The following is a 25,223-nucleotide window of genomic DNA, read 5'->3' on the forward strand; positions in this document are numbered from 1 at the left end:
AATGGTCCTGTACTTGCGGCTTTTGTATTAGATCTTCAATTCGTTCGGCGCTTCTGGTAGGTCGGACTTGACATCCGATTCCGTTAAGCTAAGGCCAACTAGTTTGTATTTCGATTCAAATTCGAGCTGTGCCATTAAATCATCTGGCTCTGGAATTGTGGAGCGATTATACAATGCTTTGTGCGTTAAATCTACCGCACAAATACACTCGATTGTATTGCGAACATGTAGTTTTTCCTGCTCAGAAAGAGGCAATTCCTCCCCTTCCATATAAGGTAATACCGCATCGCGTAAAAAGCCTTGTGCTTCCACAATGCAATTGAATTCAGCTAGCTTATTCACATAAGACTTTAGGAAGATTCGTTCATTTTTTCGTTGAATGTTTAAATCACTTAACTGGGAAACAATCGATTTTAATCGCTTTGTAGCAAGTTCATTTAAACGATTTTGAACCGCATATAAATTTCCACAAACGAAAACTTCATATCTTTGAATTGCTTCTAATTTTTCAATGCATTGTTGTTGAATTTTATTTAGTGTTGCAATACGATCCTTTAGGAATTCTTCATTTTCAGGGTCAACAATTGGGAAGGCTAAAGATTTTCCAGACAATTTTTTATATTGCTTTTCAAAGCGCGTGTATTCCATCGAATATTCCCCGTGCAATTTCCGATAATCTCGCACGAATTGTTGATACAACGCCGCATGTTCTTCATACTTTTCAACTTCTGCATCTCGTAAGTATAATTCGCTCGCTAATTTTTGCAGGAGCTGATACAGCGTTTGTACATTACTAAAAATAACACTTACATTCTCATACTCTTCTTCATATGAGGAAATCAACGCCCGATCACGCTGTTGGCGAGTAAATTCAAACTCCGCTTCAGAATTATGGCGCTCTACACTTTCAAAAGCTGAAATATATGGCTCTCGAGTCGGAATCATTTCAACTTCTTTTCGAAGGCGCTCCAACCAATGAATGAGTTGCTCTGAAACATGGCGCGTTTTCTTCTGCTTATCACTTACGATATGATGAATTAATTGCGTCAGTTCCGTAATACGCGAGTCGATCAGTAGTTGCATATTATGCGTCTTGCGCGCTTCTAACGCCTGCAATGCAGACACAGATACAATATCACCGATCGAATGTCCGTAGCGTGCTTTTTCCGATTCGATAAAGGCAGCAACATTCCCGCCTTCTTGGTCAATCCCGTTGACAATAAAATGGGGTGTAATCGCAAACGTTTCCATTTTCTTCAGTAAATTGATTTCATCATCCGTTGCGGGTGAACCATTTCGAAGTACCCAAAATACTTCATCTACACGTTGTAACAATGTTTGAGAAAAATAAGCTGTGTTATTTGGTCCTACTTCAAGTGCTACGGAATCTACAATCGTTACAGATTTCAATAAATCATGTTTAATATACACTTCAATATAATCTAAATGTTCTCGAATAATTTGGGCACTAAACGTATCAGATACTGTAATTAAATGCAATTTCGAAATATCAAATGTAGCAATAACACCGTCTAAGAAGAAGGCTTTAATGCACTCCTGTTCACCAAAACGGATAAATGTATTAATGCTCGTAGGCTGGTCTGTGCCCCCAGTAAATAATGCACGACCTAATAAACCATTAATTAATGTTGTTTTTCCTACGCGCTCTTTCCCTAATATAAGCAACATTGGTTGGCTTTCTGAATCATCAATAATTCGTTTTAGCCGACGTGTTGTATCTTTCACGTAAGAGTTTTGCGATAAAATTACATGTAATGGCTTAAGACGTTCAATCAATTGTTGCAATGATGATGGATTTTCTTTTACGAGTGGTTCAATAGTTTTTACTTCAGTCATCTGCCATACCCCCCTACTACTTCATTACTTCGATTATAAGCTGTATCCCCTTTTATGAAAGGTGATAATTATGAAAAAAATGAAAATTGAGTCAAGTGACACAGACAAAATATTCGAAATTAGGTATTAGCACATACTGTGTATACACACAGTATGTGCAGTTTTCGGCGTGCAATAGGATGTTAGGCGTAATTGTTCTTGAAAAATGTGCCTACATAATACTAAATCATAATTTCTGAGGGCAGCAAAAAGTTGTACGAGTTGTTCCTTTTTACGGTTGTTCCTTATTTCCGACAAAGGCAATCCATCGTATGATCATTCACCATACCAACTGCTTGCATAAAGGAATAGCAAATTGTACTGCCGACAAATTTGAAGCCGTCTTTTTTTAATTGCTTACTCATACGATCACTTATTTCGGTCGTAATCGGTACTTCCGTAATACTTTGCCAATGATTAATAATCGGTTGTCCGTCTACAAAGGACCATATATAGTTTGAAAAGGTGCCGTGCTTTTGCTGCATAGCCAAAAAGGCGTTGGCATTCGTGACGACACTTTTGATTTTTAAACGATTGCGTATAATCGCAGGATTTTCTTTTAATTCAGCTAATTTTACATCATCATAATGAATGATTTTTTCCGCATCAAATTGATCAAATGCATCGCGGTATCCTTGTCGTTTTTTTAAAATTGTCAACCAGCTCAGTCCAGCTTGTGCGCCCTCTAAGCATAGCATTTCAAAAAGGTGGCGATCGTCGTAAACAGGCACACCCCATTCCTCGTCGTGATACGTAACATAAATTGGTTCATCTAATTTAACCCATGCACATCGGTTCATTATTACTCCCTCTTTTATACCTTATTTTCTTCAGTTTAAATCATTGTACTTGTCACGACAATCGCATTATGTTATTTTTAACTGACGAACGTTAGGAAGGTGATACAATGACCATTCAAAAAATTAAAGCAGCTGCATTTAAGAGCTTTGCAGAAAACGGTTATGAAGGTGGTTCATTAGCGCAAATTGCGGAAGAGGTCGGCATAAAAAAGCAGTCCATCTATTCGTATTTTAAAAGTAAAGATGAGCTATACATGACCCTTTCAAAAGAAGCAATGGAATTCGAACTTGCCTATGTCGAACAGTTCATCGAAAAGAATAAAAAAGAAGAGATGGAGGAAACTTTATTTCAACTTTTACATGCTTGCGATTTGCGCTATGCTGGGCAAGATGTAACGAAATTCTTTTTACGTTCCGCCTTCTTCCCTCCAATGCATTTGGAAAAACAACTAATGGAACATGTTTATTTTTATTTAGACAGCCTTGAACAACAGTTTACGCACTTTTTTAAATCGCAATCAATCGCCGTTACGCCACGTGAAGCAGCTATTAGTTATTTAGCCTTGCTCGATAGCTTATTTGTTGAATTGCTCTACGGAGGTAAGGAGCGTTTCGAAAAGAGATTGCACGCGAGCTGGACTGTATTTTATCGGGGAATCAATTACGCTTAGGCGTAATTGCGTCCAGATTTTTTTCGAGTCCGCTCGAAAAACTCCCCTTCAAAATCTGTGACATCCTCCGGGCTTTACTTGATTCAGCAAGGTTTGAAGCTACACTGAATCAAGGTTATATTTGGCATTTATCTCCTACTTATAGAAGTGAAGGAGTTCTGTCGCTTCGCTTTCGGAACAAATCCGTTTGCTGAAGCAAGTAAAAAACTGAGGTGAAGCATCATGACGAAATATTGGCTACTTGTTTTTTTAGCTGGCTTAATAGAAATTATTTGGGCAATGGGGTTGAAATATGCGTCCACCCTTTGGATGTGGGGCGGGGTCGTCGTACTGATTGTCCTATCATTTTATATTTTAATTATTGCGAATGACAAGCTCCCTGTTGCGACGGTTTATGCAGTATTTACTGGAATCGGAACAGCTGGCACGGTCATCGTGGAAACGATCATTTTCAACGAACCACTTAGTCTGGCTAAAATCGGATTTATTGCTCTTCTCCTTGTTGGGGTAATCGGATTAAAACTTGTTTCCAATGAACCACAAGAAACGAGGGATGCGTAATGGCTTGGTTTTATTTAATTTTCGCAGGATTATTTGAAGTGAGCGGCGTTATCGGCATGAATAAAGTCGTTCAAAAGCGCTCGATTGGAGCTTTTGCTATTTTATTTGGTTCCTTTGCATGTAGCTTTACTTTACTTGCACTTGCTATGAAAACTTTGCCAATGGGGCTTTCTTATGCGGTGTGGACCGGCATTGGTACAGTTGGCGGGACGTTAGTTGGAATGATTTTTTATAAAGAATCAAAAAACTGGAAACGTATTTTATTTATTTCATTTATTTTAATTGCAGTTGTAGGATTGAAATTAACGCAATGAGTCTAATACTCGTTTAAGTGGAACAAAATTAATTCATGACAAAGATGAAAGAGGTTAAATAGTATGAAAATCATTGTTACGAGTTTATTCGTGGAAGATCAAGAAAAGGCACTAAAATTTTATACAGAAACGCTTGGATTTGTAAAAAAGCATGACGTTCCAAGTGGAAAATTCAGATGGATTACAGTCGTTTCTTCTGAAAATCCAAACGGCATCGAGCTTGTCCTTGAACCTAATGACAATCCGACCGCAAAAAATTATCAAACGAGTTTAGTAGCTCAAGGTATCCCAGCAACAATGTTTGGGGTTGAAGATATTCAAAATGAGTACAAACGATTAAGTGATTGCGGCGTAAAGTTTACGATGAAGCCAACAAAAATGGGCGATTTCACAATAGCTGTCCTCGATGATACATGTGGCAACCTTATTCAAATCATACAGAAATAACGAATATAAAAAAGGGATGCAGTTTCAATAACTTTGCATCCCTTTTTCCCTTTCTTTAACGAATATAAACGTTACTCATAAGCTTATCTTGAATCAATTCAGTTGGTATTTCAAATTCCACAAGTCCCATATACCCTGGTGCTACTTCATATTTATCAAAGGCAATGACTAATTTCCCTTGCTCTGTAATGTAGAAGTTTTGTTCATTTGAAATTGTTTCAAATAGTTCGAACAGATCCTCTTCAACTTTATCCGTTCCACCTACCCAATACGTAGAATCCCCATTTGTCGCGACCATTTCATCACGCATTTGCTGCTGAATGTATTCGCTAATAACTGGGACATAGCTTGCATCTTTAAATAGGCTTGGTAACGTTAAAACGATTTGTTTCTCTTTATCAACAGTTGTATATTGCATAACCGTTGACGACGATCCAACGATTTCAACAACATAGCGCCCCATCGACAGCAACTGATCAGTATCGGTTTTAACGATATAGCCACTATCCACTCCTAGATGGCCTCCATCCATGCCTTCCGTATCTTTTGTAAATTGCTCATATAACGCTTTCCCTTCTGCCTCAAATTGGGCATTTAATGATTGTATCGCGTCGGAATCACCTGTAATTTGAGGCACTTTAATATTGGCCTCATAATTGCCGTCTTTCACTTCGTATTCAGTAAAAGTTAATACTTCAACAACAGCAGAAAGCACTGGAATTTGGGCTAAGCTTCTTGCCATAGCTGGGCTTGCATTAAGACCTCCCACAAAAATCATGCTCGCCGCAGCTGCAGACCCAAGCCACCAGCTCACTTTATTACGTTTTTTCGGCTTGCGTTTTAAACTGTTTTCAATGACCTCATCTAACTCTTTTGGAATTTGTACATCCTCATATTGCTTTTTCATCTTTTTTAATTTGTCATCCATTTTACTTGCTCCCTTCCACACTTAACTCAATTTTTAATAATTTTAATGCCTTATAAAGTCTCGATTTTGCTGTACTTAATGGGATATTTAAAATAGTGGCTACATCTTCTAATTTCAAATCCTCAAAGAATCTTAAAATAATAACTTCTTTTAAAGGATATGGTAGTTGATCCATCGCATTTTCTAAGTCCACATCTTCATATGTATCCTGTTGTTGTGGCGATACATAGCTAATTTCTTCTTCATCCATCACTTGTATGCGTTTCATTTTACGTAAAAAATCAATCGCCGTACGCGCAACAATTTGATAAAACCAACTTTTCAATTGCGCTATTTTTTCTACTTTATGAAGGGATTGCCACGCTTTTTGAATACTATCTTGGATAATATCAAGTGCATCCTGTTCATTTTTTACATAGCTATAAGCGAATAAGTAAAGTGGTTTTTTGTTGTCCCGTACGAAATCGATGAACAATTGTTCTAAATTCACATCCATGTCAAAAATCCTCTCTTTTATTTGTCGACACTTATAAGACGGTCCGGGGGGAGGAAAAAGTTTACGGAAAACAAAAATACTATTAATTTCTTGAATTAATAGTACTTTGTCTATTGCTTATTTATTTCCCCATAACTGCATCGGGCTTTGTTGTTCGTTTTCTAATGGCATTTGTTTTATTGAAACAGTTCGTTCATCTCGGTCTTTTTTTAATTCATTGTAAATAAATTTCGATTTATCTAATCCCACTTTTGTTGCTTGCTCTACGGATTCGCCATAAAAAATATCTTTTATATTTGCAAAATACATGGCGCTTAAGCACATCGCACACGGTTCCCCGCTCGCATACATCGTAAATCCAGATAAATCGCTCGTTTGTAATTGCTGTTGTGCACGACGAATCGCTAATAATTCGGCATGTCCACTTATATCATGGACAATATGCAGCTCATTTACACCTTCCGCTATGATTTGATCATCCTTTACGAGTACTGCGCCAAACGGTTGACCGCCTTCCTGCACATTGGCGATGGCTAGTTGCACCGCTCGTTCCATAAATTGATTCATTTTCGTTGCCTCCCTACCTATCATAGGGCTATCATACCAAATTGTGGACTGTACAATCAATTACGCCTCGGCGTAATTGCGTCCAGATTTTTTTCGATTTTGCTCGAAAAACTCCTTTTCAAAATCTGTGACATCCGCCAGGGCTTGGGTCAACAGGATGTTGATCACAAAGGCGTTGTCACAGGACGTGACGGGTTTAGCCTTTGTTCCCCAATTCAGCCGGATTTTAACCCCCCACTGAATAGAAGTGCCTTTTTGGCATTCATCCTTCACTTATAAAGTTAGCGGACTTCTGCTAAATTAAGTTAAAATATCAACCCAAATTTTAAGCGCGGTTGCGGCAATGAGGATTGCTAAAAAGATTTGCAGCACTTTTGTATTCATTGTTTTCCCCATTTTTGCACCGAGTGGAGCGGCTAAAATACTCGCAATAATCATAATAAATGCTGGCCAATATTCCACTTGCCCCGTCATCAATTTTCCGATACTGCCACCAATAGACGAAATAAATGTAACAGCTAAACTTGTGGCAATGGTCATACGCGTCGGGATTTTTAATACAGTAAGCATGATCGGTACGAGTAAAAATCCGCCCGCTGCCCCGACAATGCCCGAACCCATACCGACAATAAGCGCTAAGCCAGCTGCGAGTGGTTTATTAAACGTTACTTCATTAAATGGCTTATCATCTAGTTGTTTTTTCGGTACAAACATCATGATAGCCGCGATTAATGCCAGCGTACCATAAACGATATTCACTGCTTCTTCGGATAAAAATCCTGATCCGTAACTCCCGATAAAGCTACCGATTAAAATGGCGCCCCCCATATAAAGGATGAGCTGTTTATTTAATAAACCGCCTTTACGGTAAGCCCATACCCCTGCCGCCGATGCGAAAAGTACTTGCACCGCGCTAATTCCTGATACTTCGTGAGCCGTAAATGCCGCCAGTCCGAATAGCGGTGGAATGTATAACAGCATCGGATATTTAATGATGGAACCCCCAACACCTAACATCCCCGATACAAATGAACCGACAAAACCGATGGCGAAAATAACTACTATATACATAATGGAGAAATCCATTTGCTTTTCCTTCTTTCTATATTAAATGAACGATTTCTAGCAAAAAATAGCGAGTAGATTAAGCTACCCGCTATTCTTTTCTATGCTTTTTGGATGTAGAAGTAAATAACTCCATCTTCTTCTTTTTGTTCTAAAATTGTATGACTACCCGCTTTTGACCAAGCAGCAAAGTCATTGATTGCGCCTTTATCCGTTACTAATACTTCTAAAATGTCACCTGAGTTCATCGTATCAATCGTTTTTTTCGTACGGACGATTGGCATTGGGCAAGCAAAGCCTTTTGCATCTAAAGTTTGTGTAATATTCATTATAAATTCCTCTTTTCGTTTTAATTGTTTTTGTAAGCGATTTTCTATCTAAGTCAACACGATGTTGGTCACGAAGGCGTTGTCACAGGACGGAGGTCAACACGACGTTGATTACAAAGGCGTTGTCACAGGACGTGACAACTTTAGCCTTTGCTCCTTTATTTAGCCTTTGTTCCCTTGTTAGTTGCATGTCTTTTGAGCGTAAGGCATGCATAGGTGTAACATTTCAACTTAGCTTTTGTTCCTCTAAGATTGGACTGAAACGTTAGCGCACAGCGCAACGATTCGGTCCAATCTCCATTTCCGTTTGCTCTTCATCAGATGGCGTAATTTTCCCCATATTGACATGACGAATTTCTTGGTACGCATTCGGTTGAGGTGGTAAGTTATCCGTTACCATTGAACGGAATGTCGCCTCATCCTCCACATTTAAACCATGGTTTTCTGCAAATAAGTCACCTAAACGTTTTGAGACAGTACCATCTTCATTTAACTCTTCAATAATCATGAAGTGTGCTGGTAGTACGATTAAATCTTCCGCTAGTGCACGGTAACGTTTGTATAATGTTTCGCGTAAATCACCAACCCAGTCCTCTGCTAAGCCTGCTAAGTCTGGACGACCGATTGAATCGATAAATAAAATATCACCTGTTAATAAATACTTGCTATCTACAACGAATGAAGTTGAACCAATCGTATGACCTGGCGAATAAAGTGCACCTACATCAATTTTCGAAGCACCAATCTGTACAGTTAAACCATCTTCTAATTTTGCATAGTCAAACACGACTTCAGCTGCATCTTTTTCAGGTAAGTAATATGTTGCACCTGTTGCCGCTGCAATGTGACGACCGCCAGAAATATGATCTGCATGTAAATGTGTATCAAATACATGTGTAATTTTCACGTTTTTCTCTTCCGCAAATTTCGTAAATACTTCTGTGAAACGGACTGCATCGATTAGTGCCGCTTCTCCTTCAGATATGATCATGTAAGAAAGACAGCCTTTTCCTAAGCGCACGAATTGATATAGTTCGCCTCCGTTTTGAAGATCGCCTACTTTAATCGGCTCTAGGTACATCGACCAAGATTTCATACCGCCTTCTAAATACGCTACTTCACGACCAGCCTCTGATAACATTTCAGCGATCATGATAGACGAACCTTCCTTCGCACAAACGACTAAAACGTCTTTATTTGTCGGAATTTTAGGCAAAATTTCTTCTACGCCGTCTAATAAATCAAAGTAAGGTACATTTAAATAGTCAAATTGATGCCCGTCGATTTTCCAGTCTTCAAAGCTATCTGCATTACGCACATCTAGAATGAAAAGTTCTTTATTGTCAATTACTTTACGCGCTACATTAGCAGCATTCCATTTATTTACTGTCAAAACTAATTACCCCCATAGGTATTATTATTTGGATTTTTTTGCAGTGAGGAATAATTTCCACACTGCTATTAAGAGATTGCAGCGAGGAATAATCTCCTCACTGCTATTAAGATATTGCAGTGAGGAATGCATCACTCACTGCACGTTTTTAGAATGTTAAAGTTGGTGCTGCGTCTTTCGCGAATTCTAGGAATGTTACGGCACCGCCCACTTCAATATTATCCACGAAGTCTGCTGTTGTTAAGCCCATTACGTCCATCGTCATTTGGCATGCGATAAATTTTACGCCTAACTCTTGCGCCATTTCAACTAATTGCGGAATCGATGGTACGTTGGCATCTGCAAAACCTTGTGCAAAATGCTCTTTACCAGCTGGCATTTCAAGTGCGTGCATTGCTTGTTTATGAATTAAATTTAACCCTTCAAATGTAAAGAAGATTTGTACTTCCTTATCTGTTGCTGCCGCCGCTGTTGCGATGTTGAATACTTTATATGCATCGAATAATCCACCGTTTGATGCGATAATTGCTACTTTGTTTGACATAATCAATTCCTCCGATAAATACATATTATTTGATAGATGTTTCTAATTCGCCAGTCCAACCCGTCATACCTGGTAACACATTATAAACCTTTGTATAGCCAGCGTTTGATAAAGTTTGCGCGGCCATATCCGAACGTGTACCTGTACGGCAAATGACATAAATTTCGTGATCCATGTCGAGTTCCTTCATGCGTGCTTCCAACTCACCGATTGGCATTGAAATGGCACCTGGTACGTGGCCAAATGCATATTCAGCAGCTTCACGAACATCTAGAACAACTCTATTTTCCCCCATGATTTCTTCATTTGAAATGGTTTGTTCGAATGTTTTTTCTACAGCTTCACTCGTGTCAGGATTGCATTTACGAATGTAGTGAATAAGCACATCGCCTTCTTCCGTTGTACCGATATATTGATGACCAACTGTTTTCGACCATGCAGCTAAATCCGCTTTTGAGCCTTTATCTGTTGCGAATACTTCTAAAACCTGTCCTTCTGTTAAATCATTCATTGCCTTTTTCGTGCGAACGATTGGCATCGGACAAGCTAAACCCTTTGCATCTAATTGCACATCTGCTTTAATTGCCATTCTAGTTCCTCCTCATTACCTCTAGGGGTATAATTTTATTTAAAATTGAATCCAGATGACGTATGCACCTGGATATTACTTACCCGAAAATTATTTTACTTCTCCCACCCAATCAAGCATGCCACCTGTCATATTTGTTACATCAAAACCTTGCGCATCTAAAAACGCTGTTGCTTGACCACTGCGACCTCCAGAACGACAAACCATTACATATGCTTTGTTTTTGTCTAGCTCGTGCATTCGGAATTCTAATAAGCCAAGTGGAATATTGACGATACCAGCGATATGCCCTTCTTGTACCTCACCTACTTCACGAACGTCGATTAAGTTGATTTGTTCGCCCGCTTCTAAACGCTGCTGTAGTTCTTTTGTTGTGATTGATTTCATTTTCATTTCCTCCTTAAAAAGAGCTCATGCCACCACGGACATTCGTTACTTTTTCATAGCCTAATTTTTTTAACTGTTTACATGCTTGACTTGAGCGCATGCCACTTTGACAAATGACCACGATTTCCTTATCTTTTGGCACCTTCGAAAAATCTGAACCTAATGGCATATTTTTAAATTGTTTAATGTTACGCCCTTTAAATTCAGCAGGTGTACGCACATCAAGGAAAAATTTATCTTTATCATTTAAAATGGTTTTCAGTTCGCTCGTAGAAATGGCTTTCGTTCCTTTCGCTGGTTTCATTCGCCAAACAAGAAATGCCACAACTAGTACAATAATAATAAGTGTTTCCATCGTTTCCTCCTTAAATGAATAAGTTAACCGTACCTTGTTCGGCATCAGCTAAATACGCGGCAACCCCTGCATATTCGATATTATCAAGTAATTCTTCCTCTTGAAGACCAAGTAAATCCATTGTCATCGTACATGTTACAAGTTTAATATCTTGCTCCTGCGCCATTTCGACCAGCTGCGTTAATGTGAGTGCATTATGCTTTTTCATTACGTGCTTAATCATTTTAGGACCCATGCCCAACATTTGCATTTTCGATAAACCTAATTTTTCCGCACCTTGTGGCATCATTTTCGCAAACATTTTTTCAAGGAAGCCTTTTTTCACAGTTACTGGCTCTTGTTTACGTAATGCATTAATCCCCCAGAATGTATGGAAGATTGTTACTTCATGATCATAGGCTGCTGCACCGTTCGCAATAATGTACGCGGCCATCGCCTTATCATAATCTCCACTGAATAAAACGATGGTTGTTCTTTTCTTCTCCATTGTAACCTCCTGTACCCGTATAGGTATATAAAATTTCAAAAATATATAGCCGTAGTTATCGACTTTTAATGACTAAATCCATCGCTTGTTGGACGACTGTATTTAGCTGTGCCTCGTCCCCTTCCGCATTGACGACACAATCCATTAAATTGTTTGTCACAATGACGCCGATTGTCCGATCAACACCTGAACGAATGGCACTAAGCTGAGTAATGACTTCCTTACAATCTTGTTGTTCTTCCATCATACGAAGTACCCCACGAAGCTGTCCTTCAATTCTTTTTAAGCGATGAGAAACTTTTGGATCGTATTGCACTGCTCTCACCCTTTCTTCAAAAGCGTATCGCTCTTGCTTACACGACTTATATTATACCCCTACAGGTATAATGTCAACAACAAAGTTTTTATTCTTTTTAAGTGGTCAACACCGGAATCTGTTCTTGTAAATAAATTTGCGCAGTCTTATCGTATATACGGTCGTTACGGTGGCTTTATAAATTGAAATTGTACGTTTGTTTAGGATGAAGTACATCGGAATCTTTTCAGGGGTATGAATATTGGCTAGTTAAAGAAGAAATTTGGCGAGTAAAACGTGCTTTGGCTAGATACTGCATTAATTTGGCTAGTTTTCAATGTGTTCTGGCGAGTAACGCTTAAAAAGTGGCTAGTTTTAACTGATTAATGGCTAGTTTAGGGAAAAGTTTGGCTAGTTACTACAGGAAAAAAGGAGAAACTTTTAACCGGATGAAATGAAAAGACCTGCATCTGAAAAATAACCAAATGCAGGAGTTCCTTTATTTTAATCATAAACCATCGAGTGTTTTGGTCATTATATAGTCCACTTGTTCTTCGTCCCCCATATAAAAAGAATGCGCTCCCGTTTGAACAAATCCCTTTTTCTTATAAAAAGCAATCGCATTTTCATTTTTTTCCCATACACCAAGCCAGATTTTCGTTTTCTTACATTCCAACGCTGTTTCCACTGCTTTATTAAGAAGACACTTACCAAGTCCATGTTTTTGAAACTTACTCTTAATATAAATCCTTTCAATTTCAAGTAATTCATCGCCCATTTCTTCAGACTGAGCCTTATCCATGTTTACTTTCAAATATCCCGCTATTTCGTTATTAAAATAAACAAAAAAGAATCGCGAAGAAGGATTGGATAATTCTTTTTCTAATTGTTTGAAGTTAAATGCTCTTTCCAAATAGACGTTCATATTATCGGTTGAATTTTGATCTTTAAATGTTTCTTGAAACGTTTCTTGACTAATTGCTTGAAGTTCGAGTAAATCTTCCACGGTACACTTCTCTATTTTGATAGTCATTTTATTAATTTCCCCCTTTTTTTTACGAACGGTAACTATAATTTTTTCGGCGCTTTAATTCCTAACAATCGTAAGATTTCTTCCAAGAGAATCGAAACAGCATACGCGATTTTCAAACGATCTTTTTCCGGTAAATCATTCGTTAAAAATTTCGTGTTAGCATAATATTTATTGAAACTTCTTGATAAAGCTAAACTAAACTTCGCTAGTACCGCTGGGCTTGCTTGTATGAAAGCCATTTCAATAACTGCTGGGAATGTGCCTAAAAGCTTAATAATTTCCCACGCTTCCTTGTCAATATGCAAAATCGGCTCGGAGTCCTGTTCAAAATGCCCTTTGCTAAGGAGTGTTTGGATTCGTGCATTCGTATATTGAACATATGGACCCGTTTCCCCTTCAAATGTGACCATTTTATCTATCGAAAATTCGATATCATTCATTCGGTCATTTTTTAAATCATTAAAGATTACTGCGCCAATACCGACTTCATTCGCAACTTGAACCTTATTTGGCAACTGTGGATTTTTCACTTCAATAATATTCATCGCTGCTTCAATCGTTTCGCGTAACACATCCGCAAGCAGTACGACTTTTCCTTTACGTGTCGACATTTTCTTGCCGTCTTTTAACATCATGCCAAATGGAATATGTTCATAATTCGCTGCCCATATATGACCCATTTTTTGTAACACTGCAAATAATTGTTTGAAATGTAGCGATTGTTCATTGCCCACGACATAAAATACTTTTTCTGGTTGATACGTATTATAACGATAAATCGCTGCCGCTAAATCACGTGTCGCATACAATGTCGCTCCATCTTTTTTCATAATTAACGAAGGTGGCATATTTTCCAATTGTACAACCATCGCGCCATCCGATTGTTCAAGTAAGCCTTTCGCTGTTAATTCCTCGACGACAGGTTGCATTTTATCATTATAAAATGCCTCCCCGTTATAAGAATCAAAGTGTACACCAAGCATCGAATAAATTGCATTAAATTCACTTAATGACGCATCACGGAACCACTTCCATAACGAAGTTGCTTCTATATTTCCATCTTCTAGTGCCTTAAATGCCTGTCACGCTTGTTCATTTAGCGCCTCATTTTGCTCTGCTTCATCATGGAATTTTACATAGATTTTTAGCAATTCTGTAATTGGATTTTGTTCGATTGCTTTTTTATTGCCCCATAATTTATACGCTACAATCAGCTTCCCAAATTGCGTGCCCCAGTCTCCTATATGGTTTATGCGAACGGTTTCATAGCCTTGCTTTTCCGCGATATTCGCAAGTGCATGACCAATTACTGTTGAACGCAAATGACCCATTGAGAATGGCTTCGCAATATTCGGTGATGAAAAATCGAGTGCTACTGTTTGACCATTCTTTTCTTTCGTACCGTATAAACTTTGCTGTGCTAGTACTTGTGTAACAATGTCCGGTGCAATTTGTAATTGATTGAAAAACACATTAATATAGGCATTTTCTACACGCACTTCTTGAATGAAAGACCCTTGGATTTTTTCAGCTAATTCAATCGCAATCATTTGCGGTGATTTTTTATATTTTTTCGCTAAAGTAAAACAAGGAAACGCTATATCACCTAACTGCGCATGCTTTGGTATTTCAAGTAATACTTCCACTTCTTCAATCGTCAAGCTACCTTGTAGCGCTGCCGCAATCACCTGTGCTAATTTTGTTTTCATGTTATTTCCCTCCCCAAAATCAATTACGCCTCGGCGTAATTGCGTCCAGATTTTTTCGAGCTCGGGCCCACAGGACGTGGGTCAGTCAGCCATTGTCACACGATGTGACGTATTTAGGCTAACTTCCTCTTTAAAACCCTTAAAAATCTGTGACATCCGCCGGGGCTTAACTTGATTCATCCCTACTTATAGAAGTGAAGCAGATTTGCTGAATCAAGTTAAAAAAGCTCCTCGTCTCTAAATAAAAGAGACGAGAAGCTTGGATTCCCGTGGTACCACTCTAGTTGCCACAAAAGTGACCGCTTTCTATTGTTAACGAGGTGTCTCCCCGATTTTCTCTACTACATTTCAAGAAATTTCTCCAAAGTGCGTTTCGTCCATCTTTTCAATATTAGGCTCACACCACCCCTAACTCGCTGGACATTCCAGATAGATTACTTTTCTTTTTCATCGAATTTATTAGATTAAATTAGAACTTATTCTACACAAGTGGATTTTAAAAAGCAAGTGCATTTTTAAAATTCAGTTTTTTATTAAAGCAGAATGAAATCACTTCATAATGGAGTCAAAATTAACAGACCTACATACGGAAATTATTGAATATAGGGCGACTTGTTTTTAGATAACAATGAAACCCTTAGTTTACTCCTCGGGCACCATTACTTTGACTCCATTTCATTACGAATAGCCTGCACCTGCTCAATTGGCCGTTTAGCCGCGTGTGCAATTACCATATCTGTAACCCCATTTTCAATTAAACTGACAATCATTTGCCATACTACCTTTTCCCTTTCTTGTTCTCTCCCAATTTCTATTCCTTGCTCTATTCCTTTTTCTATTCCCAACTCGATCCCCTCTTGCCGTTCCATCTCCAAAATCCCCGCTAATGTTGGCGGTAAATCTCCTTTAAATGACTCCAACATCATTTCATCCTCCTCTCGTATTTCTGCTCGTATTTCTTGTTGTAACTGGTCCAACATTTCCTTTGGCAACTTTAATAAATAGTCTACAAAATAAAATATGGCGGTTATTTCCGTACGATTAACATCCTTTAATATTAATAATTCACGTAGTAAAGCCCGCTTATACGCCCTTCTTAAACTCATCTTCTTATTCGAGCGATTCATATAGATGGAAGCTAGTAATGCTTTACTAAATAGCTTCGGTGATTCTTTTAACTCTTCCACGTCAAAATCTGCAATGACGTATTTATTAAAAGTATATGATACTTCCGTGCCGAAATACACATATTTGTACTCGTTTGAACTCTTCCTACTTGGCTTCGTAAACAGCGCGATGGCTACAATTTTCTTATCATAACGATCAAAAATGCGGTAATAATATTCAAACATTCGCTGCGGAAAATCCTCGTCATCATCCGTTTGCACTTCAGTATGCACAAGCACCCACTGTTCTTCCCCATTTTTCAATATCACTTTCGCAATTTGATCGGCCATTTTGCGCCCTTTTCGTTCCTCAATAATCTCTTTGAAAAGCTCCTGTTGCAAAAAATCGATGGGCTTCGAAAAATCGACTTCCGCATGAAATTCTGGTAAAAAGAACAACAAAAAATCTTCAAACAAATCCGCAATAACTTTTTTCCACAAATCATCCTGGTTCAACTGTGACTTCGTGTAACGAGCTTGCTTTTCCAACACTTGCGATGCTATCAATCAATAGCCCCCTTTCATTTTTATGAGCATAGCCAATTTTGATGGAAGTAACAATGTTCGAATTGAGTTGAAAAATCGTTAAAACTAACTATTTGATTGGAAATTTAATTTCAAATTGGCGTTTTCATTTAAATATCTTTGTGAAAATTTCTATTTGGCAATTTAAAAATACTCCACCTGGCTACAATAAACATACCTAGGTGGAGTATACATTCATACTAATTTATTTGTAAAAATGGCCCAAAAATCAATCCCCAAGTGGTACCTCAACCGTTACCTTCCCCTCTAAATAATTCGGGAAACTGTTAATCATGAGCTTAACTGGATTTGTCATTGTTCCTTCATATGCTTCGAATTGAGATCCGTTTTCTACTAGATTTTCAGATACATCACTATGCCACCCAGAACGTTTAAATACCGCGTTCCCCATTGCATCGACACCTTCACTAAAGAAAGTAGACCGACTCTCTTCCCTCATATTATAGGAATAAACAATCGTATTTCTTTCACGAAATCGAATTGTAAAATCAAGTATCGATGGCTGATAAAGTACTTGTTGTTTGTCAAAATCGACCGTAATGAAATCCTCGCCTTTTGGCAATGCCTCTATTTGAGGAATATGGAGCGCCAATTTTTTAGGCTCACGGAAATAATTACTTTGTATGAGAAGAGTGACATCTCCATTTCGAATTGAACCGAACGCAGTTGTACCGTTTTGAATTGTTCCCCAATCCTCGCCTTTTTCATCTATAAGCTTCATATCGTTAAATTGTAAAATTTGCATCGTATTGTCCGGATTTACCGCCAGTTTAATGCCCGCACGTAAAGGAGAGACCGCGATGCTTTTTACTTCGATTGTTTGCCCATCCACGACGATTTTTTCATCTAATTTATATTGTTTCGTTTTAGCAATGTCATTTGTTAATGTAAATAGAATACTAAACGTCATTTCCTTCTCTTTTTGCAATTTAACATTGAGTTCAAAATTTCGATTTGAATAATCTATTGGCTTTACTGCGTCCACACGAATTGTATTTTCGATTTCATATATAGGTTTATCGTGTCCAGACCAGCCATAGCCAATGCTCGCCTCTAACTGTTGACCACCGCGCATTAGTTCTACATTTTCTAATGTTAGTCCTTGTAAATCATTCGGTGAAGCGATTTTGTAAGAAAGCAGCATCCCTGTTTCATCCGCTATGACGCCAAGTAACGTAAAAGTGATGTCATCTTTCATTTCACTTACTAATATTTCCTCAAAGTAATCATTCGCGACAATATCCTCTAGTCCTTTATCTAGCGCAATTAATTCAATAATTGGCGATAAACCAGGAATTTTTGCGACCGCATTTGCAAAGGCTGGAGATACACGAACAGATACAATAAAAATAAAGAACATTGCCGCGACAATTGCAACCGATTGCCACGTACGGCGGATTTTCCTTTTCTGTCGTAGTTTTTGGCGATGTGCATTGATCCGCGCTTGCTGCAATGCCTCTTTCGGTACAGATATTTCATTAAGCTGATCTGTCAGTTGATGCATTTTTTCATCATTCCAGTTCGTCATTCCCATTCACTCCTTTCTCCAACCATGCCCCTTAGTTTGCGTAATGTTTTATGGAGCCTTGATTTTACTGTACCTTCTGGAATATTTTGAACATCCGCAATTTCACTATTTTTATATTGTTCGAAATACTTTAAATGAATAAGTTGTTGCTCCGCTAACGGCAGTTTTATGATAATATCGGCTAAATCATTTGTCGGTATCATTTGTGCTGGTTGCTCAATTTCATTTGTCAATTGAACACGTGATTGCTTTAATTTCATATCATGGCAAATATTAATCAAAATGCGAATTAACCACGTTTTCAAATAGTTTGGTTCTTTCAACTTATGTATGTTTTTTAGGCTACGGTATGTCATTTCTTGATATGCTTCAACGGTATCATGTTCATTTTTCAAATAGCTATATGCAATGCGATAAAGTGCATCTTCATAGAGCGAAAGCAGCTGTAAAAACGCCTGTTCATCTCCAGCAAGTGCACGATTTGCTAGGTCTCGTTCGTCCATTATTCTCGCCCCCTTTACTTATTAGACTGGTGGGTGGGGTAAATCGTTCATTTTAATTTTAATATGTGATAAATGCATTTACCAAGTCTACTTAATATCCTTAAACTATAATATATTTCTACGTAGAAATACTCCCAAAGTGACAGCTTATTTAAAATAAGATTGATAATCAAAATTAAATGCCGAATAAAATCCCATATAAGGACGGTAAATGTGAGGCTGTCTCCTAAGTTCCTTTTAAAATAAAATTACATGAAATTTAAAAGGCAGAAACGTTGTAAATCAATGTTTCTACCTTTCACTTCTTATTCGCATTTGGCTAAAATATCCCTTTTGAGACAGCTCCTTAATGTTTTATCTAACTTTTCCTGTATAATATGAGCACTCTAGCAGTAGTATAATATGTAAATCGGGACAAAGTAATCATATTTTTTCGTCGCTCCAAGTGGATGACCTAAAGCGATTGCACCTCCATTCACACTTAATTTTGTAGCATCTATATCTAATTCTTTTTTGACAGCAAAGCTTCGGATACATAGACCTCATTTATTTCGAATAAATCGATTTATCTATTGATATTCCTGCACACTCTAACAGTTTCTGAATGGCTTCAATAACCTTCATATTTTTAGAGAATAGAATTTTTAAGTACTCTTTTTACATGAATTGTCCTATTTTCACATTCCCTTTTATTAAGTTACGCGCAATAATCATGCGTTGAATTTCATCTGTTCCGTCGTAAATTCTCCATAATCTCGCTTCTCGATACCATCGTTCAATTGGCAGTTCTCTCGTATAGCCTATGCCTCCGTGAATTTGAAGAACCCGGTCCACTACATTGTTCCCCATATTGGAACCATAAAGTTTTGCAATAGAAGCAAGATGACGATTATCTTCGCCGTTATCCAGTGTAAATGCGGCATTTAGAACTAACCATTTTGCTGCTTCAATTTCTACAGCTGAGTCAGCAATTTGCCATTGTATCGCTTGTCTTTCAGCAATCGGCTTACCAAAAGTTTTTCGTTCCTTTGCATAATCAATGGCCATTTGCAATAATCTCTCAGCAGACCCTATTGCTCTTGCGCCTACAATCCATCTTGCAAAACCAATCCACTCTAGACCAAGGTTATAACCACCATTAATTTCTCCAAGTATATTTTCCTCTGGAACTCGAACATTATCGAATACCAATCCAGCTGGTCCCCATTCACCCATCGTATCGATATACTCAGATTTCCAACCCATCTCCCTGTCTACGATAAAACAAGTAACACCATCTCGACCTGAGCTTTGATGTTTTTCCTTATCTGTAATCGCAATTACCATTACAAAATCGGCTTCATTCCCTCCCGTAATAAACGTTTTCTCACCATTTAGTACCCACTCATTACCATCCTTTACTGCCATCATCTTTATATTTCTTGTATCCGATCCTGCATCTGGTTCGGTCATGGCAAAACAAGATTTTTTCTCGCCATTAATCGTCGGAATCAAATATTTTTTCTTCTGTTCTTCATTCGCATAATATAAAATATTATCTGCTGTTCCTCCAAACTTAAATGGAACAAACGTTTTAGAAACCTCCATTAATACAATTGCCATCATCATTTGGCCGAGTTCAGCCCCACCAAATTCTGCTGGTGTATTAATTCCCCAAAAACCAGATTCCTTTGCTTTAATTTGAAGTTCTTTTAATTTTTCTTGTGATAGTCCTGGTTTACCTGCTCTTTCATTTCTTAATACCTCATTTTCCAGAGGGATTAACTCTTTCTCCACAAATTTTCGAATTGTTTGTTGTACCATTTTTTGCTCTTCTGACAATCTTAAATACATAAAATCATCCCCTTATTTTTATTAATTGCAATCTGTTTATAATATGGTTTGTGGCATATCTATTAAATGATATGCCATATTTTATATTCATAATTTTCCGTCATTATAAAATAAATTGCCCTCTTACAGAAAGAGCTCCATTTATTTGACGGTGCTCTTTCTGTAATATCGGTGCCCTTCTTTTTCAATTTCCCCAATCTCAACTAAATAATTTAAATGGGCCAAAATTTCTCCGAATGCAAAAGGATAGTCATACGAACTAAGATGATTTCCAAAAACTTTTTGACATACCTCAGTGGCAAAACAACCAGTGGAAAGGGATTCGTAAATTTGCTGCAGACGGACATCATGATGCCCTTTTATTTCCTCTACTCTCCCTCTTAAATCTTCGAAAGGTTCGCCATGTGATGGTATTACAAAATTTACATCAAGTTCTTTAATTTGATCAAGGGACTCCAAGTATTCTTTTAACGGATTCGATGATGAGTTAGGAAATACAGAAATATTTGGTGTTATTTTCGGTAAAACATGATCACCTGAAAAAAGGATTTTCTCCTCACGATTGTACAAACTAAAATGACCATCACTATGACCGGGTGTATGAATAGCCTGATAAGTAAGGTCTCCAATTTTATAAAAATCGCCATCTTCAAATGTACTCAATTTTGGTCTTGGATTTACCCATGTTTGTAACTGACCCTCTGTTTCGAACATACGAGCTATTTTCGCTTCCTCTATTCCATTATCTCGATAAAATTGCTTTAACTGAACATCACGTTCCTCTGTCCAAAAATCGGCTTCTAGTTGTATATCAATTTCCGACATATAGACAGTTGCACCAGACTTTCGTTGTAATTCACCTGCGAGTCCATAATGATCAATATGCATATGTGTCAAAAAGATCGACTCAATGTCGGTTATATTCATATTTAAATCGTTGAAGGTTGTTTTCCAAATATCCATTGTTACTTTTCGATTCAGCCCTGTATCAATGATGGCCCACCCTTCATTTCCTCTACCAATAAAACAATTGACTTGATTTAAGCGAAAAGGCAGTGGAATATCCACAGAAAAAACCCCATAGTAATTTTTCATTTTCTTCTCCTTTATATCAAAAATGATTATGCTTCATTTTGATATTCAATCTTGCTAACTATTTATGGTCTCTCGAGGATGTGAACGGTACAAACACTTCCTAACCCAAGCATATGGGCAAGACCAATTTTTGCATTTGGTTGTTGCCTTGCACCTGCCTCGTGTCGAAGTTGTCTCGTCACTTCAACTATTTGTCCAATACCTGTTGGACCGAGTGGATGTCCCATAGCAATCAGCCCACCAGAAGCGCTAATCGCTTGCTTCCCACCAATATCAAATACTCCTTCTTCTAAAAAATGAACAGCTGTTCCTTCTTTACATATCCCAAGTGCTTCGATATATAGTAATTCTTCAATACTAAATGCTTCATGAAATTCAAATACATCGACATTTTTAATATTAACGCCTGCTTCTTTCAAAGCTATTGTGGCTGTTTCCTTCGTTAACGCGGTATCAATATCAGCACCCGGTGTTAAAACATTTTCACTTCGAGATGTAGAAGCCGTTACACGTATTGCTCTATTAGGATCAATGCCAAGCCTTTTAATACCTTCTTCCGATGCAATAATAACTGCTGAAGCACCTTCTCCTACTGGACAGCACTCCAACCTTGTCAAAGAACCTGAAATAGCTGGCTCTGAGAGTATTTCATCTAATGTTCGTTCTTTTTGACGATGAGCATAAGGATTTAGAGAACCATTCCGATGATTTTTCACTGCGACCTTCGCAATTTGTTCTGGCTTAATCTTATGTTTATGCATATATTCATTTGCTATCAATGCAAAGTGTGAAAATGCAGCAACTGAATTATGGGTTAAATCATCTATTCCAGTTCTCTCTCTTGCAAGCTTTATTCGGTGTGGTTTATCTACGCCCATTGCTAATGCTGTATCACTAAACCCTGACGCTACCTCTAAACATGCCTGACGAAATGCACTCGATCCAGAGGCTGACGCATTTTCAATATGAACTAATGGTGCACTAGATGCCCCAAGATGCCTCAACATAACCCGTCCAGATGCCATACCTAAACTTGTCGTTGCTATATAAGATGATTCAACATCATGCCACATCATTTTTGCATCATCCAGTGCTTCTCGAATGGCTGCAAGACCTAATTCTACATAGCTTTTATCACTCATCGGCTGGTAGCGATGCAAGCCAATACCTACAACATAAACTGGTCGATGATTCTTTAATGTTTTTCTCATCATATCCTCCATTCAATACCATAAAGTAGAACTTGATTAGTTAGAGCTTTACTTTGACTCTCGAGCAATCAAGTTCTAATCATTGTTGGTTAATTAGTACGGGGTAAATCGCAAATCAAGTATTTCTTGATTGTCCTCATTTTCCATTACCGATACCAGTGTAGAGTATACCGTTTGTCCTGGATGTAGATTGCTGCCATCGCCATCTATTAAGGCCATGAGCTCACATCCCTCATCCAAAATAATTGATGCAAGAACAAAAGGTACATGTAAAAAATCAGTTGGACTTGCCCCATATGTGATTGACTTTTTTTCCTGAGCGTTTCGATAAACGGTAGTAAAAGTTTTAATTACTCCTCTGCCCATGAGTTCTATCTCATTTATCCGGTCCCCATGGCTACCACATACTTCACAGCCATATTTTTGTAATGGAAAAAAAGTATGTCCGCACTCACACTTCCCACCTTTTAACAATGGATGGTTAGGTAAATCTTTCGTGCCATGGGTTGAGAACAAGTTGGGCTTAAGCGCTACTTGCAGTGCCATATAATTCCCCCTTTCCTCAGATTTAAAATAAAATTTCAATAGTTTTTACATTATAGAATTTTTTGGGGATGTTTCTTCTTAAGTCTTTCAATTACTATCTTTACACGGATCTTTCTTTATCCTTCCAAAATGGGTCTCTGAGATCACGTTTAAGAATTTTGCCCACTGCACTGTAAGGTAGCTGGTCAACAAATTCAATCGAACTAGGATTTTTATATAAAGCAAGCTCATTTTTGCAAAACGAAATCAATTCTTCTGCTGTTAAAGTCGCCCCTTCATTTAAATGACAAAAAGCCTTTATTTCTTCTCCCAAATCATCGTGTGGTATCCCAATTATAGCTACATCCATTACATCAGGATGCTTTATAATGGCTGCTTCAATTTCAGCAGGGTATATGTTAACACCGCCCCTAATAATCATGTCCTTACTACGGTCAGCGATATAAAGGTACTGCTCTTCATCCAAATACCCGATGTCCCCTGTTCTGAAAAAACCTTTTTCATCAATCGTATCCAAGCCAAGTGGTTCCCGATTATAATAACGATCAATTGTCATTGGCGTTTTGACCCAAATCTCTCCCTTTTCGCCAATAGGTAATGCATTATTATTTTCATCACGAATACTCACTTGAGCATGATTATACATACGACCAGAAGATGCTGGTTTAACAAGCTGCATCTCCGGTAACATTGTGCTTACCATATAGACCTCAGATGTACCGTATCCCTCTACCAAGCAGTTTCCAAAATGACTGATTGCCCATCTTTTAGTAGCTTCTGGAATAGGTGCTGCTCCAACCTCTACTATTTTTATGGACGAAACATCGTATTTATTAAGTACTTCTTGTGGAAGCTTGGACAACCGTTTAATCATCGTAGGCACACATGTCCAATTCGTAATCTTGTATTCCTGAATAAGTTGTAAAGCTCTTTCTGGATCAAACTTGGAAAGTATAATGACTGGTTCCCCAACTAAATGGGCTGCTGCCGATACAGCTGGACCTGCGGAATGATGAAATGGCATTGTAACTAAATTTAAATCTGTAGGCATTCTTACACTCATTCGAAATACATCTGCAAAGTATTCTTGTATTTCTTTAGCACGTTGCTGTCGGATTTCTGGACTTAAAAATACCCCCTTCGGAGCGCCAGTTGTTCCCGATGTATAGATGATTAAAGGTGGATTTGGCATTTGGCTGAATCGTTTTTTCATCGTTGCATTACTCATAATCACTTCATAATTTTTAATTTCCAAAAATTCTTTTTCATTAATATTGACGTGTAAAACATCTGATAATTCTTTCGTTAATTTTGATGGTAAATGATCATCAGAAATAAGCACTTTCGCATTACTATCCGCCAAAATCCCCTTTACCTCACCTGGAGTTAAACGATAGTTAACGCCCACTTGTTTGCAACCAAGCTTAGCTAATGCTCTGTTAATCACAAACCACTCAAGGCGCATTTGTGTCCTTACCCCGACTGTTGATCCCTCTGTCACGCCTTCCTCTGCCAAAGCCTCTGCAAGTAAGTTCGATTGTTCATTCCAATCTCCCCACTTCAGAATATTTCCGTTTTCATCAATTACAGCTGCCTCATCTGGTTTTACTTGAGCCCAATGTTCTACACTGCCCTGAATAATATTTCCATTAAATAATTTTTCCATTTTTCTAATCCCCCTAAATGGTTATTTACAATTGTCATTCATAAAATTTTTATGAAGATTTTTTCATTAGTCTATAATTCTAGGTAGTTAGTAAAGCTCCGCCATTTAAAGAGGCACGCGGATGTAGTTGAAAAATTAGTAGTTTCAGCATTGCTAATCAAAATAGTTTGTGAGCGCTTTCAATAATCAAAAAGTATACTATTGCTTTTTCATAAATCACCACACTCTCAAAAAAAAGAATTATAAATCAGATTATTCTGAAT

The 25,223-nt window shown here is 37.9% G+C and carries 28 protein-coding genes, 1 pseudogene and 1 other annotated feature; of the genes and pseudogenes, 4 read left to right on the top strand and 25 right to left on the bottom strand.

Going from position 1 to position 25,223, the window contains the following annotated elements; genetic code table 11:
• Nucleotides 1–27: 27 nt before the first annotated feature.
• Both MHI10_RS10445 and MHI10_RS10450 read right to left on the bottom strand, forming a co-directional pair.
• Nucleotides 28–1,857, bottom strand: coding sequence for a GTPase (locus tag MHI10_RS10445; RefSeq protein ID WP_340785249.1), 1,830 nt, complete (start codon nt 1,855–1,857; stop codon nt 28–30).
• 284 nt (nt 1,858–2,141) lie between these two features.
• Nucleotides 2,142–2,696: a DNA-3-methyladenine glycosylase I gene (locus MHI10_RS10450; protein WP_340785250.1), complete on the bottom strand. Its 555-nt coding sequence runs from the start codon at nt 2,694–2,696 to the stop codon at nt 2,142–2,144.
• A 107-nt stretch (nt 2,697–2,803) separates the two neighbouring features.
• On the opposite strand from MHI10_RS10450, the gene MHI10_RS10455 reads away from it, so the two are divergent.
• The 4 genes from MHI10_RS10455 (at nt 2,804) to MHI10_RS10470 (ending at nt 4,689) form a co-directional block, all read left to right on the top strand.
• Complete coding sequence (locus MHI10_RS10455) at nt 2,804–3,367, top strand: TetR/AcrR family transcriptional regulator (protein WP_340785251.1); 564 nt, start codon at nt 2,804–2,806, stop codon at nt 3,365–3,367.
• Between the two features lie 222 nt (nt 3,368–3,589).
• The gene (locus MHI10_RS10460) at nt 3,590–3,928 is read left to right on the top strand and encodes a DMT family transporter (RefSeq protein ID WP_340785254.1); all 339 of its coding nucleotides are present in this window, start codon (nt 3,590–3,592) and stop codon (nt 3,926–3,928) included.
• The gene (locus MHI10_RS10465; protein WP_340785255.1) at nt 3,928–4,242 is read left to right on the top strand and encodes a DMT family transporter; all 315 of its coding nucleotides are present in this window, start codon (nt 3,928–3,930) and stop codon (nt 4,240–4,242) included. The genes MHI10_RS10460 and MHI10_RS10465 overlap by 1 nt, the downstream gene beginning before the upstream one ends.
• 63 nt (nt 4,243–4,305) lie before the next feature.
• Nucleotides 4,306–4,689, top strand: coding sequence for a VOC family protein (locus tag MHI10_RS10470; RefSeq protein ID WP_340785256.1), 384 nt, complete (start codon nt 4,306–4,308; stop codon nt 4,687–4,689).
• A 55-nt stretch (nt 4,690–4,744) separates the two neighbouring features.
• Here the strand turns inward: MHI10_RS10470 and MHI10_RS10475 are convergent, their stop codons facing one another.
• The 23 genes and pseudogenes from MHI10_RS10475 to MHI10_RS10580 all read right to left on the bottom strand — a co-directional run bounded on the left by MHI10_RS10475 (nt 4,745) and on the right by MHI10_RS10580 (nt 24,960).
• Nucleotides 4,745–5,617, bottom strand: coding sequence for a DUF3298 domain-containing protein (locus tag MHI10_RS10475; protein WP_340785257.1), 873 nt, complete (start codon nt 5,615–5,617; stop codon nt 4,745–4,747).
• 1 nt (nt 5,618) lies between these two features.
• On the bottom strand, nt 5,619–6,113 hold the full coding sequence (locus tag MHI10_RS10480; protein WP_340785258.1) for an RNA polymerase sigma factor: 495 nt from the start codon (nt 6,111–6,113) through the stop codon (nt 5,619–5,621).
• A gap of 117 nt (nt 6,114–6,230) precedes the next feature.
• The gene (locus tag MHI10_RS10485) at nt 6,231–6,680 is read right to left on the bottom strand and encodes a nucleoside deaminase (RefSeq protein WP_340785260.1); all 450 of its coding nucleotides are present in this window, start codon (nt 6,678–6,680) and stop codon (nt 6,231–6,233) included.
• A 300-nt stretch (nt 6,681–6,980) separates the two neighbouring features.
• Nucleotides 6,981–7,766, bottom strand: a complete 786-nt coding sequence (locus MHI10_RS10490) for a sulfite exporter TauE/SafE family protein (RefSeq protein ID WP_340785263.1) — start codon at nt 7,764–7,766, stop codon at nt 6,981–6,983.
• A gap of 80 nt (nt 7,767–7,846) precedes the next feature.
• On the bottom strand, nt 7,847–8,074 hold the full coding sequence (locus tag MHI10_RS10495; RefSeq protein ID WP_340785264.1) for a sulfurtransferase TusA family protein: 228 nt from the start codon (nt 8,072–8,074) through the stop codon (nt 7,847–7,849).
• A gap of 265 nt (nt 8,075–8,339) precedes the next feature.
• The gene (locus MHI10_RS10500) at nt 8,340–9,467 is read right to left on the bottom strand and encodes an MBL fold metallo-hydrolase (RefSeq protein ID WP_340785265.1); all 1,128 of its coding nucleotides are present in this window, start codon (nt 9,465–9,467) and stop codon (nt 8,340–8,342) included.
• A gap of 148 nt (nt 9,468–9,615) precedes the next feature.
• Nucleotides 9,616–10,011: a DsrE/DsrF/DrsH-like family protein gene (locus MHI10_RS10505; RefSeq protein ID WP_340785266.1), complete on the bottom strand. Its 396-nt coding sequence runs from the start codon at nt 10,009–10,011 to the stop codon at nt 9,616–9,618.
• 25 nt (nt 10,012–10,036) lie between these two features.
• The gene (locus MHI10_RS10510; protein WP_340785267.1) at nt 10,037–10,600 is read right to left on the bottom strand and encodes a sulfurtransferase TusA family protein; all 564 of its coding nucleotides are present in this window, start codon (nt 10,598–10,600) and stop codon (nt 10,037–10,039) included.
• 90 nt (nt 10,601–10,690) lie between these two features.
• The gene (locus MHI10_RS10515) at nt 10,691–10,987 is read right to left on the bottom strand and encodes a rhodanese-like domain-containing protein (protein ID WP_340785269.1); all 297 of its coding nucleotides are present in this window, start codon (nt 10,985–10,987) and stop codon (nt 10,691–10,693) included.
• Between the two features lie 13 nt (nt 10,988–11,000).
• Complete coding sequence (locus MHI10_RS10520; protein ID WP_340785270.1) at nt 11,001–11,342, bottom strand: rhodanese-like domain-containing protein; 342 nt, start codon at nt 11,340–11,342, stop codon at nt 11,001–11,003.
• Nucleotides 11,343–11,352: 10 nt separating this feature from the next.
• Nucleotides 11,353–11,829, bottom strand: a complete 477-nt coding sequence (locus tag MHI10_RS10525; protein WP_340785272.1) for a DsrE/DsrF/DrsH-like family protein — start codon at nt 11,827–11,829, stop codon at nt 11,353–11,355.
• Between the two features lie 55 nt (nt 11,830–11,884).
• A complete protein-coding gene (locus MHI10_RS10530) occupies nt 11,885–12,145 on the bottom strand; it encodes a metal-sensitive transcriptional regulator (protein ID WP_340785274.1) in 261 nt (86 codons plus the stop codon).
• A 487-nt stretch (nt 12,146–12,632) separates the two neighbouring features.
• A complete protein-coding gene (locus MHI10_RS10535; protein ID WP_340785276.1) occupies nt 12,633–13,157 on the bottom strand; it encodes a GNAT family N-acetyltransferase in 525 nt (174 codons plus the stop codon).
• Nucleotides 13,158–13,192: 35 nt separating this feature from the next.
• Nucleotides 13,193–14,866: pseudogene (gene argS, locus MHI10_RS10540) on the bottom strand (arginine--tRNA ligase).
• A 243-nt stretch (nt 14,867–15,109) separates the two neighbouring features.
• Nucleotides 15,110–15,326 (bottom strand) — a binding site (T-box leader).
• A 199-nt stretch (nt 15,327–15,525) separates the two neighbouring features.
• Nucleotides 15,526–16,539 (bottom strand): hypothetical protein, encoded by a 1,014-nt coding sequence (locus MHI10_RS10545; protein ID WP_340785277.1) that lies wholly within the window; start codon nt 16,537–16,539, stop codon nt 15,526–15,528.
• A gap of 247 nt (nt 16,540–16,786) precedes the next feature.
• Nucleotides 16,787–18,106: a DUF4179 domain-containing protein gene (locus MHI10_RS10550; RefSeq protein ID WP_340785278.1), complete on the bottom strand. Its 1,320-nt coding sequence runs from the start codon at nt 18,104–18,106 to the stop codon at nt 16,787–16,789.
• On the bottom strand, nt 18,103–18,609 hold the full coding sequence (locus MHI10_RS10555) for a sigma-70 family RNA polymerase sigma factor (protein WP_340785280.1): 507 nt from the start codon (nt 18,607–18,609) through the stop codon (nt 18,103–18,105). Before MHI10_RS10555 ends, MHI10_RS10550 begins: the two co-directional genes overlap by 4 nt.
• Before the next feature lie 386 nt (nt 18,610–18,995).
• The gene (locus MHI10_RS21430; RefSeq protein WP_445683220.1) at nt 18,996–19,142 is read right to left on the bottom strand and encodes a hypothetical protein; all 147 of its coding nucleotides are present in this window, start codon (nt 19,140–19,142) and stop codon (nt 18,996–18,998) included.
• Nucleotides 19,143–19,266: 124 nt separating this feature from the next.
• Nucleotides 19,267–20,442: an acyl-CoA dehydrogenase family protein gene (locus MHI10_RS10560; RefSeq protein ID WP_340785282.1), complete on the bottom strand. Its 1,176-nt coding sequence runs from the start codon at nt 20,440–20,442 to the stop codon at nt 19,267–19,269.
• A 141-nt stretch (nt 20,443–20,583) separates the two neighbouring features.
• The gene (locus MHI10_RS10565) at nt 20,584–21,537 is read right to left on the bottom strand and encodes an MBL fold metallo-hydrolase (RefSeq protein ID WP_340785283.1); all 954 of its coding nucleotides are present in this window, start codon (nt 21,535–21,537) and stop codon (nt 20,584–20,586) included.
• A 62-nt stretch (nt 21,538–21,599) separates the two neighbouring features.
• Nucleotides 21,600–22,748, bottom strand: coding sequence for a thiolase family protein (locus tag MHI10_RS10570; RefSeq protein WP_340785285.1), 1,149 nt, complete (start codon nt 22,746–22,748; stop codon nt 21,600–21,602).
• A gap of 93 nt (nt 22,749–22,841) precedes the next feature.
• Nucleotides 22,842–23,294, bottom strand: a complete 453-nt coding sequence (locus MHI10_RS10575; RefSeq protein WP_340785286.1) for a Zn-ribbon domain-containing OB-fold protein — start codon at nt 23,292–23,294, stop codon at nt 22,842–22,844.
• 100 nt (nt 23,295–23,394) lie between these two features.
• Complete coding sequence (locus MHI10_RS10580; RefSeq protein ID WP_340785288.1) at nt 23,395–24,960, bottom strand: class I adenylate-forming enzyme family protein; 1,566 nt, start codon at nt 24,958–24,960, stop codon at nt 23,395–23,397.
• Nucleotides 24,961–25,223: the final 263 nt, after the last annotated feature.

The organism is Solibacillus sp. FSL K6-1523 (assembly GCF_038005225.1).
In the GTDB taxonomy this organism is placed as follows: domain Bacteria; phylum Bacillota; class Bacilli; order Bacillales_A; family Planococcaceae; genus Solibacillus.

What these genes read in the sequence shown, in the direction of transcription:
- MHI10_RS10445 (WP_340785249.1), bottom strand. Translation starts at nt 1,857, where the DNA reads ATGACTGAAGTAAAAACTATTGAACCACTCGTAAAAGAAAATCCATCA.
- MHI10_RS10450 (WP_340785250.1), bottom strand. Translation starts at nt 2,696, where the DNA reads ATGAACCGATGTGCATGGGTTAAATTAGATGAACCAATTTATGTTACG.
- MHI10_RS10455 (WP_340785251.1), top strand. Translation starts at nt 2,804, where the DNA reads ATGACCATTCAAAAAATTAAAGCAGCTGCATTTAAGAGCTTTGCAGAA.
- MHI10_RS10460 (WP_340785254.1), top strand. Translation starts at nt 3,590, where the DNA reads ATGACGAAATATTGGCTACTTGTTTTTTTAGCTGGCTTAATAGAAATT.
- MHI10_RS10465 (WP_340785255.1), top strand. Translation starts at nt 3,928, where the DNA reads ATGGCTTGGTTTTATTTAATTTTCGCAGGATTATTTGAAGTGAGCGGC.
- MHI10_RS10470 (WP_340785256.1), top strand. Translation starts at nt 4,306, where the DNA reads ATGAAAATCATTGTTACGAGTTTATTCGTGGAAGATCAAGAAAAGGCA.
- MHI10_RS10475 (WP_340785257.1), bottom strand. Translation starts at nt 5,617, where the DNA reads ATGGATGACAAATTAAAAAAGATGAAAAAGCAATATGAGGATGTACAA.
- MHI10_RS10480 (WP_340785258.1), bottom strand. Translation starts at nt 6,113, where the DNA reads ATGGATGTGAATTTAGAACAATTGTTCATCGATTTCGTACGGGACAAC.
- MHI10_RS10485 (WP_340785260.1), bottom strand. Translation starts at nt 6,680, where the DNA reads ATGAATCAATTTATGGAACGAGCGGTGCAACTAGCCATCGCCAATGTG.
- MHI10_RS10490 (WP_340785263.1), bottom strand. Translation starts at nt 7,766, where the DNA reads ATGGATTTCTCCATTATGTATATAGTAGTTATTTTCGCCATCGGTTTT.
- MHI10_RS10495 (WP_340785264.1), bottom strand. Translation starts at nt 8,074, where the DNA reads ATGAATATTACACAAACTTTAGATGCAAAAGGCTTTGCTTGCCCAATG.
- MHI10_RS10505 (WP_340785266.1), bottom strand. Translation starts at nt 10,011, where the DNA reads ATGTCAAACAAAGTAGCAATTATCGCATCAAACGGTGGATTATTCGAT.
- MHI10_RS10510 (WP_340785267.1), bottom strand. Translation starts at nt 10,600, where the DNA reads ATGGCAATTAAAGCAGATGTGCAATTAGATGCAAAGGGTTTAGCTTGT.
- MHI10_RS10515 (WP_340785269.1), bottom strand. Translation starts at nt 10,987, where the DNA reads ATGAAATCAATCACAACAAAAGAACTACAGCAGCGTTTAGAAGCGGGC.
- MHI10_RS10520 (WP_340785270.1), bottom strand. Translation starts at nt 11,342, where the DNA reads ATGGAAACACTTATTATTATTGTACTAGTTGTGGCATTTCTTGTTTGG.
- MHI10_RS10525 (WP_340785272.1), bottom strand. Translation starts at nt 11,829, where the DNA reads ATGGAGAAGAAAAGAACAACCATCGTTTTATTCAGTGGAGATTATGAT.
- MHI10_RS10535 (WP_340785276.1), bottom strand. Translation starts at nt 13,157, where the DNA reads ATGACTATCAAAATAGAGAAGTGTACCGTGGAAGATTTACTCGAACTT.
- MHI10_RS10550 (WP_340785278.1), bottom strand. Translation starts at nt 18,106, where the DNA reads ATGACGAACTGGAATGATGAAAAAATGCATCAACTGACAGATCAGCTT.
- MHI10_RS10555 (WP_340785280.1), bottom strand. Translation starts at nt 18,609, where the DNA reads ATGGACGAACGAGACCTAGCAAATCGTGCACTTGCTGGAGATGAACAG.
- MHI10_RS10560 (WP_340785282.1), bottom strand. Translation starts at nt 20,442, where the DNA reads ATGTATTTAAGATTGTCAGAAGAGCAAAAAATGGTACAACAAACAATT.
- MHI10_RS10565 (WP_340785283.1), bottom strand. Translation starts at nt 21,537, where the DNA reads ATGAAAAATTACTATGGGGTTTTTTCTGTGGATATTCCACTGCCTTTT.
- MHI10_RS10570 (WP_340785285.1), bottom strand. Translation starts at nt 22,748, where the DNA reads ATGAGAAAAACATTAAAGAATCATCGACCAGTTTATGTTGTAGGTATT.
- MHI10_RS10575 (WP_340785286.1), bottom strand. Translation starts at nt 23,294, where the DNA reads ATGGCACTGCAAGTAGCGCTTAAGCCCAACTTGTTCTCAACCCATGGC.
- MHI10_RS10580 (WP_340785288.1), bottom strand. Translation starts at nt 24,960, where the DNA reads ATGGAAAAATTATTTAATGGAAATATTATTCAGGGCAGTGTAGAACAT.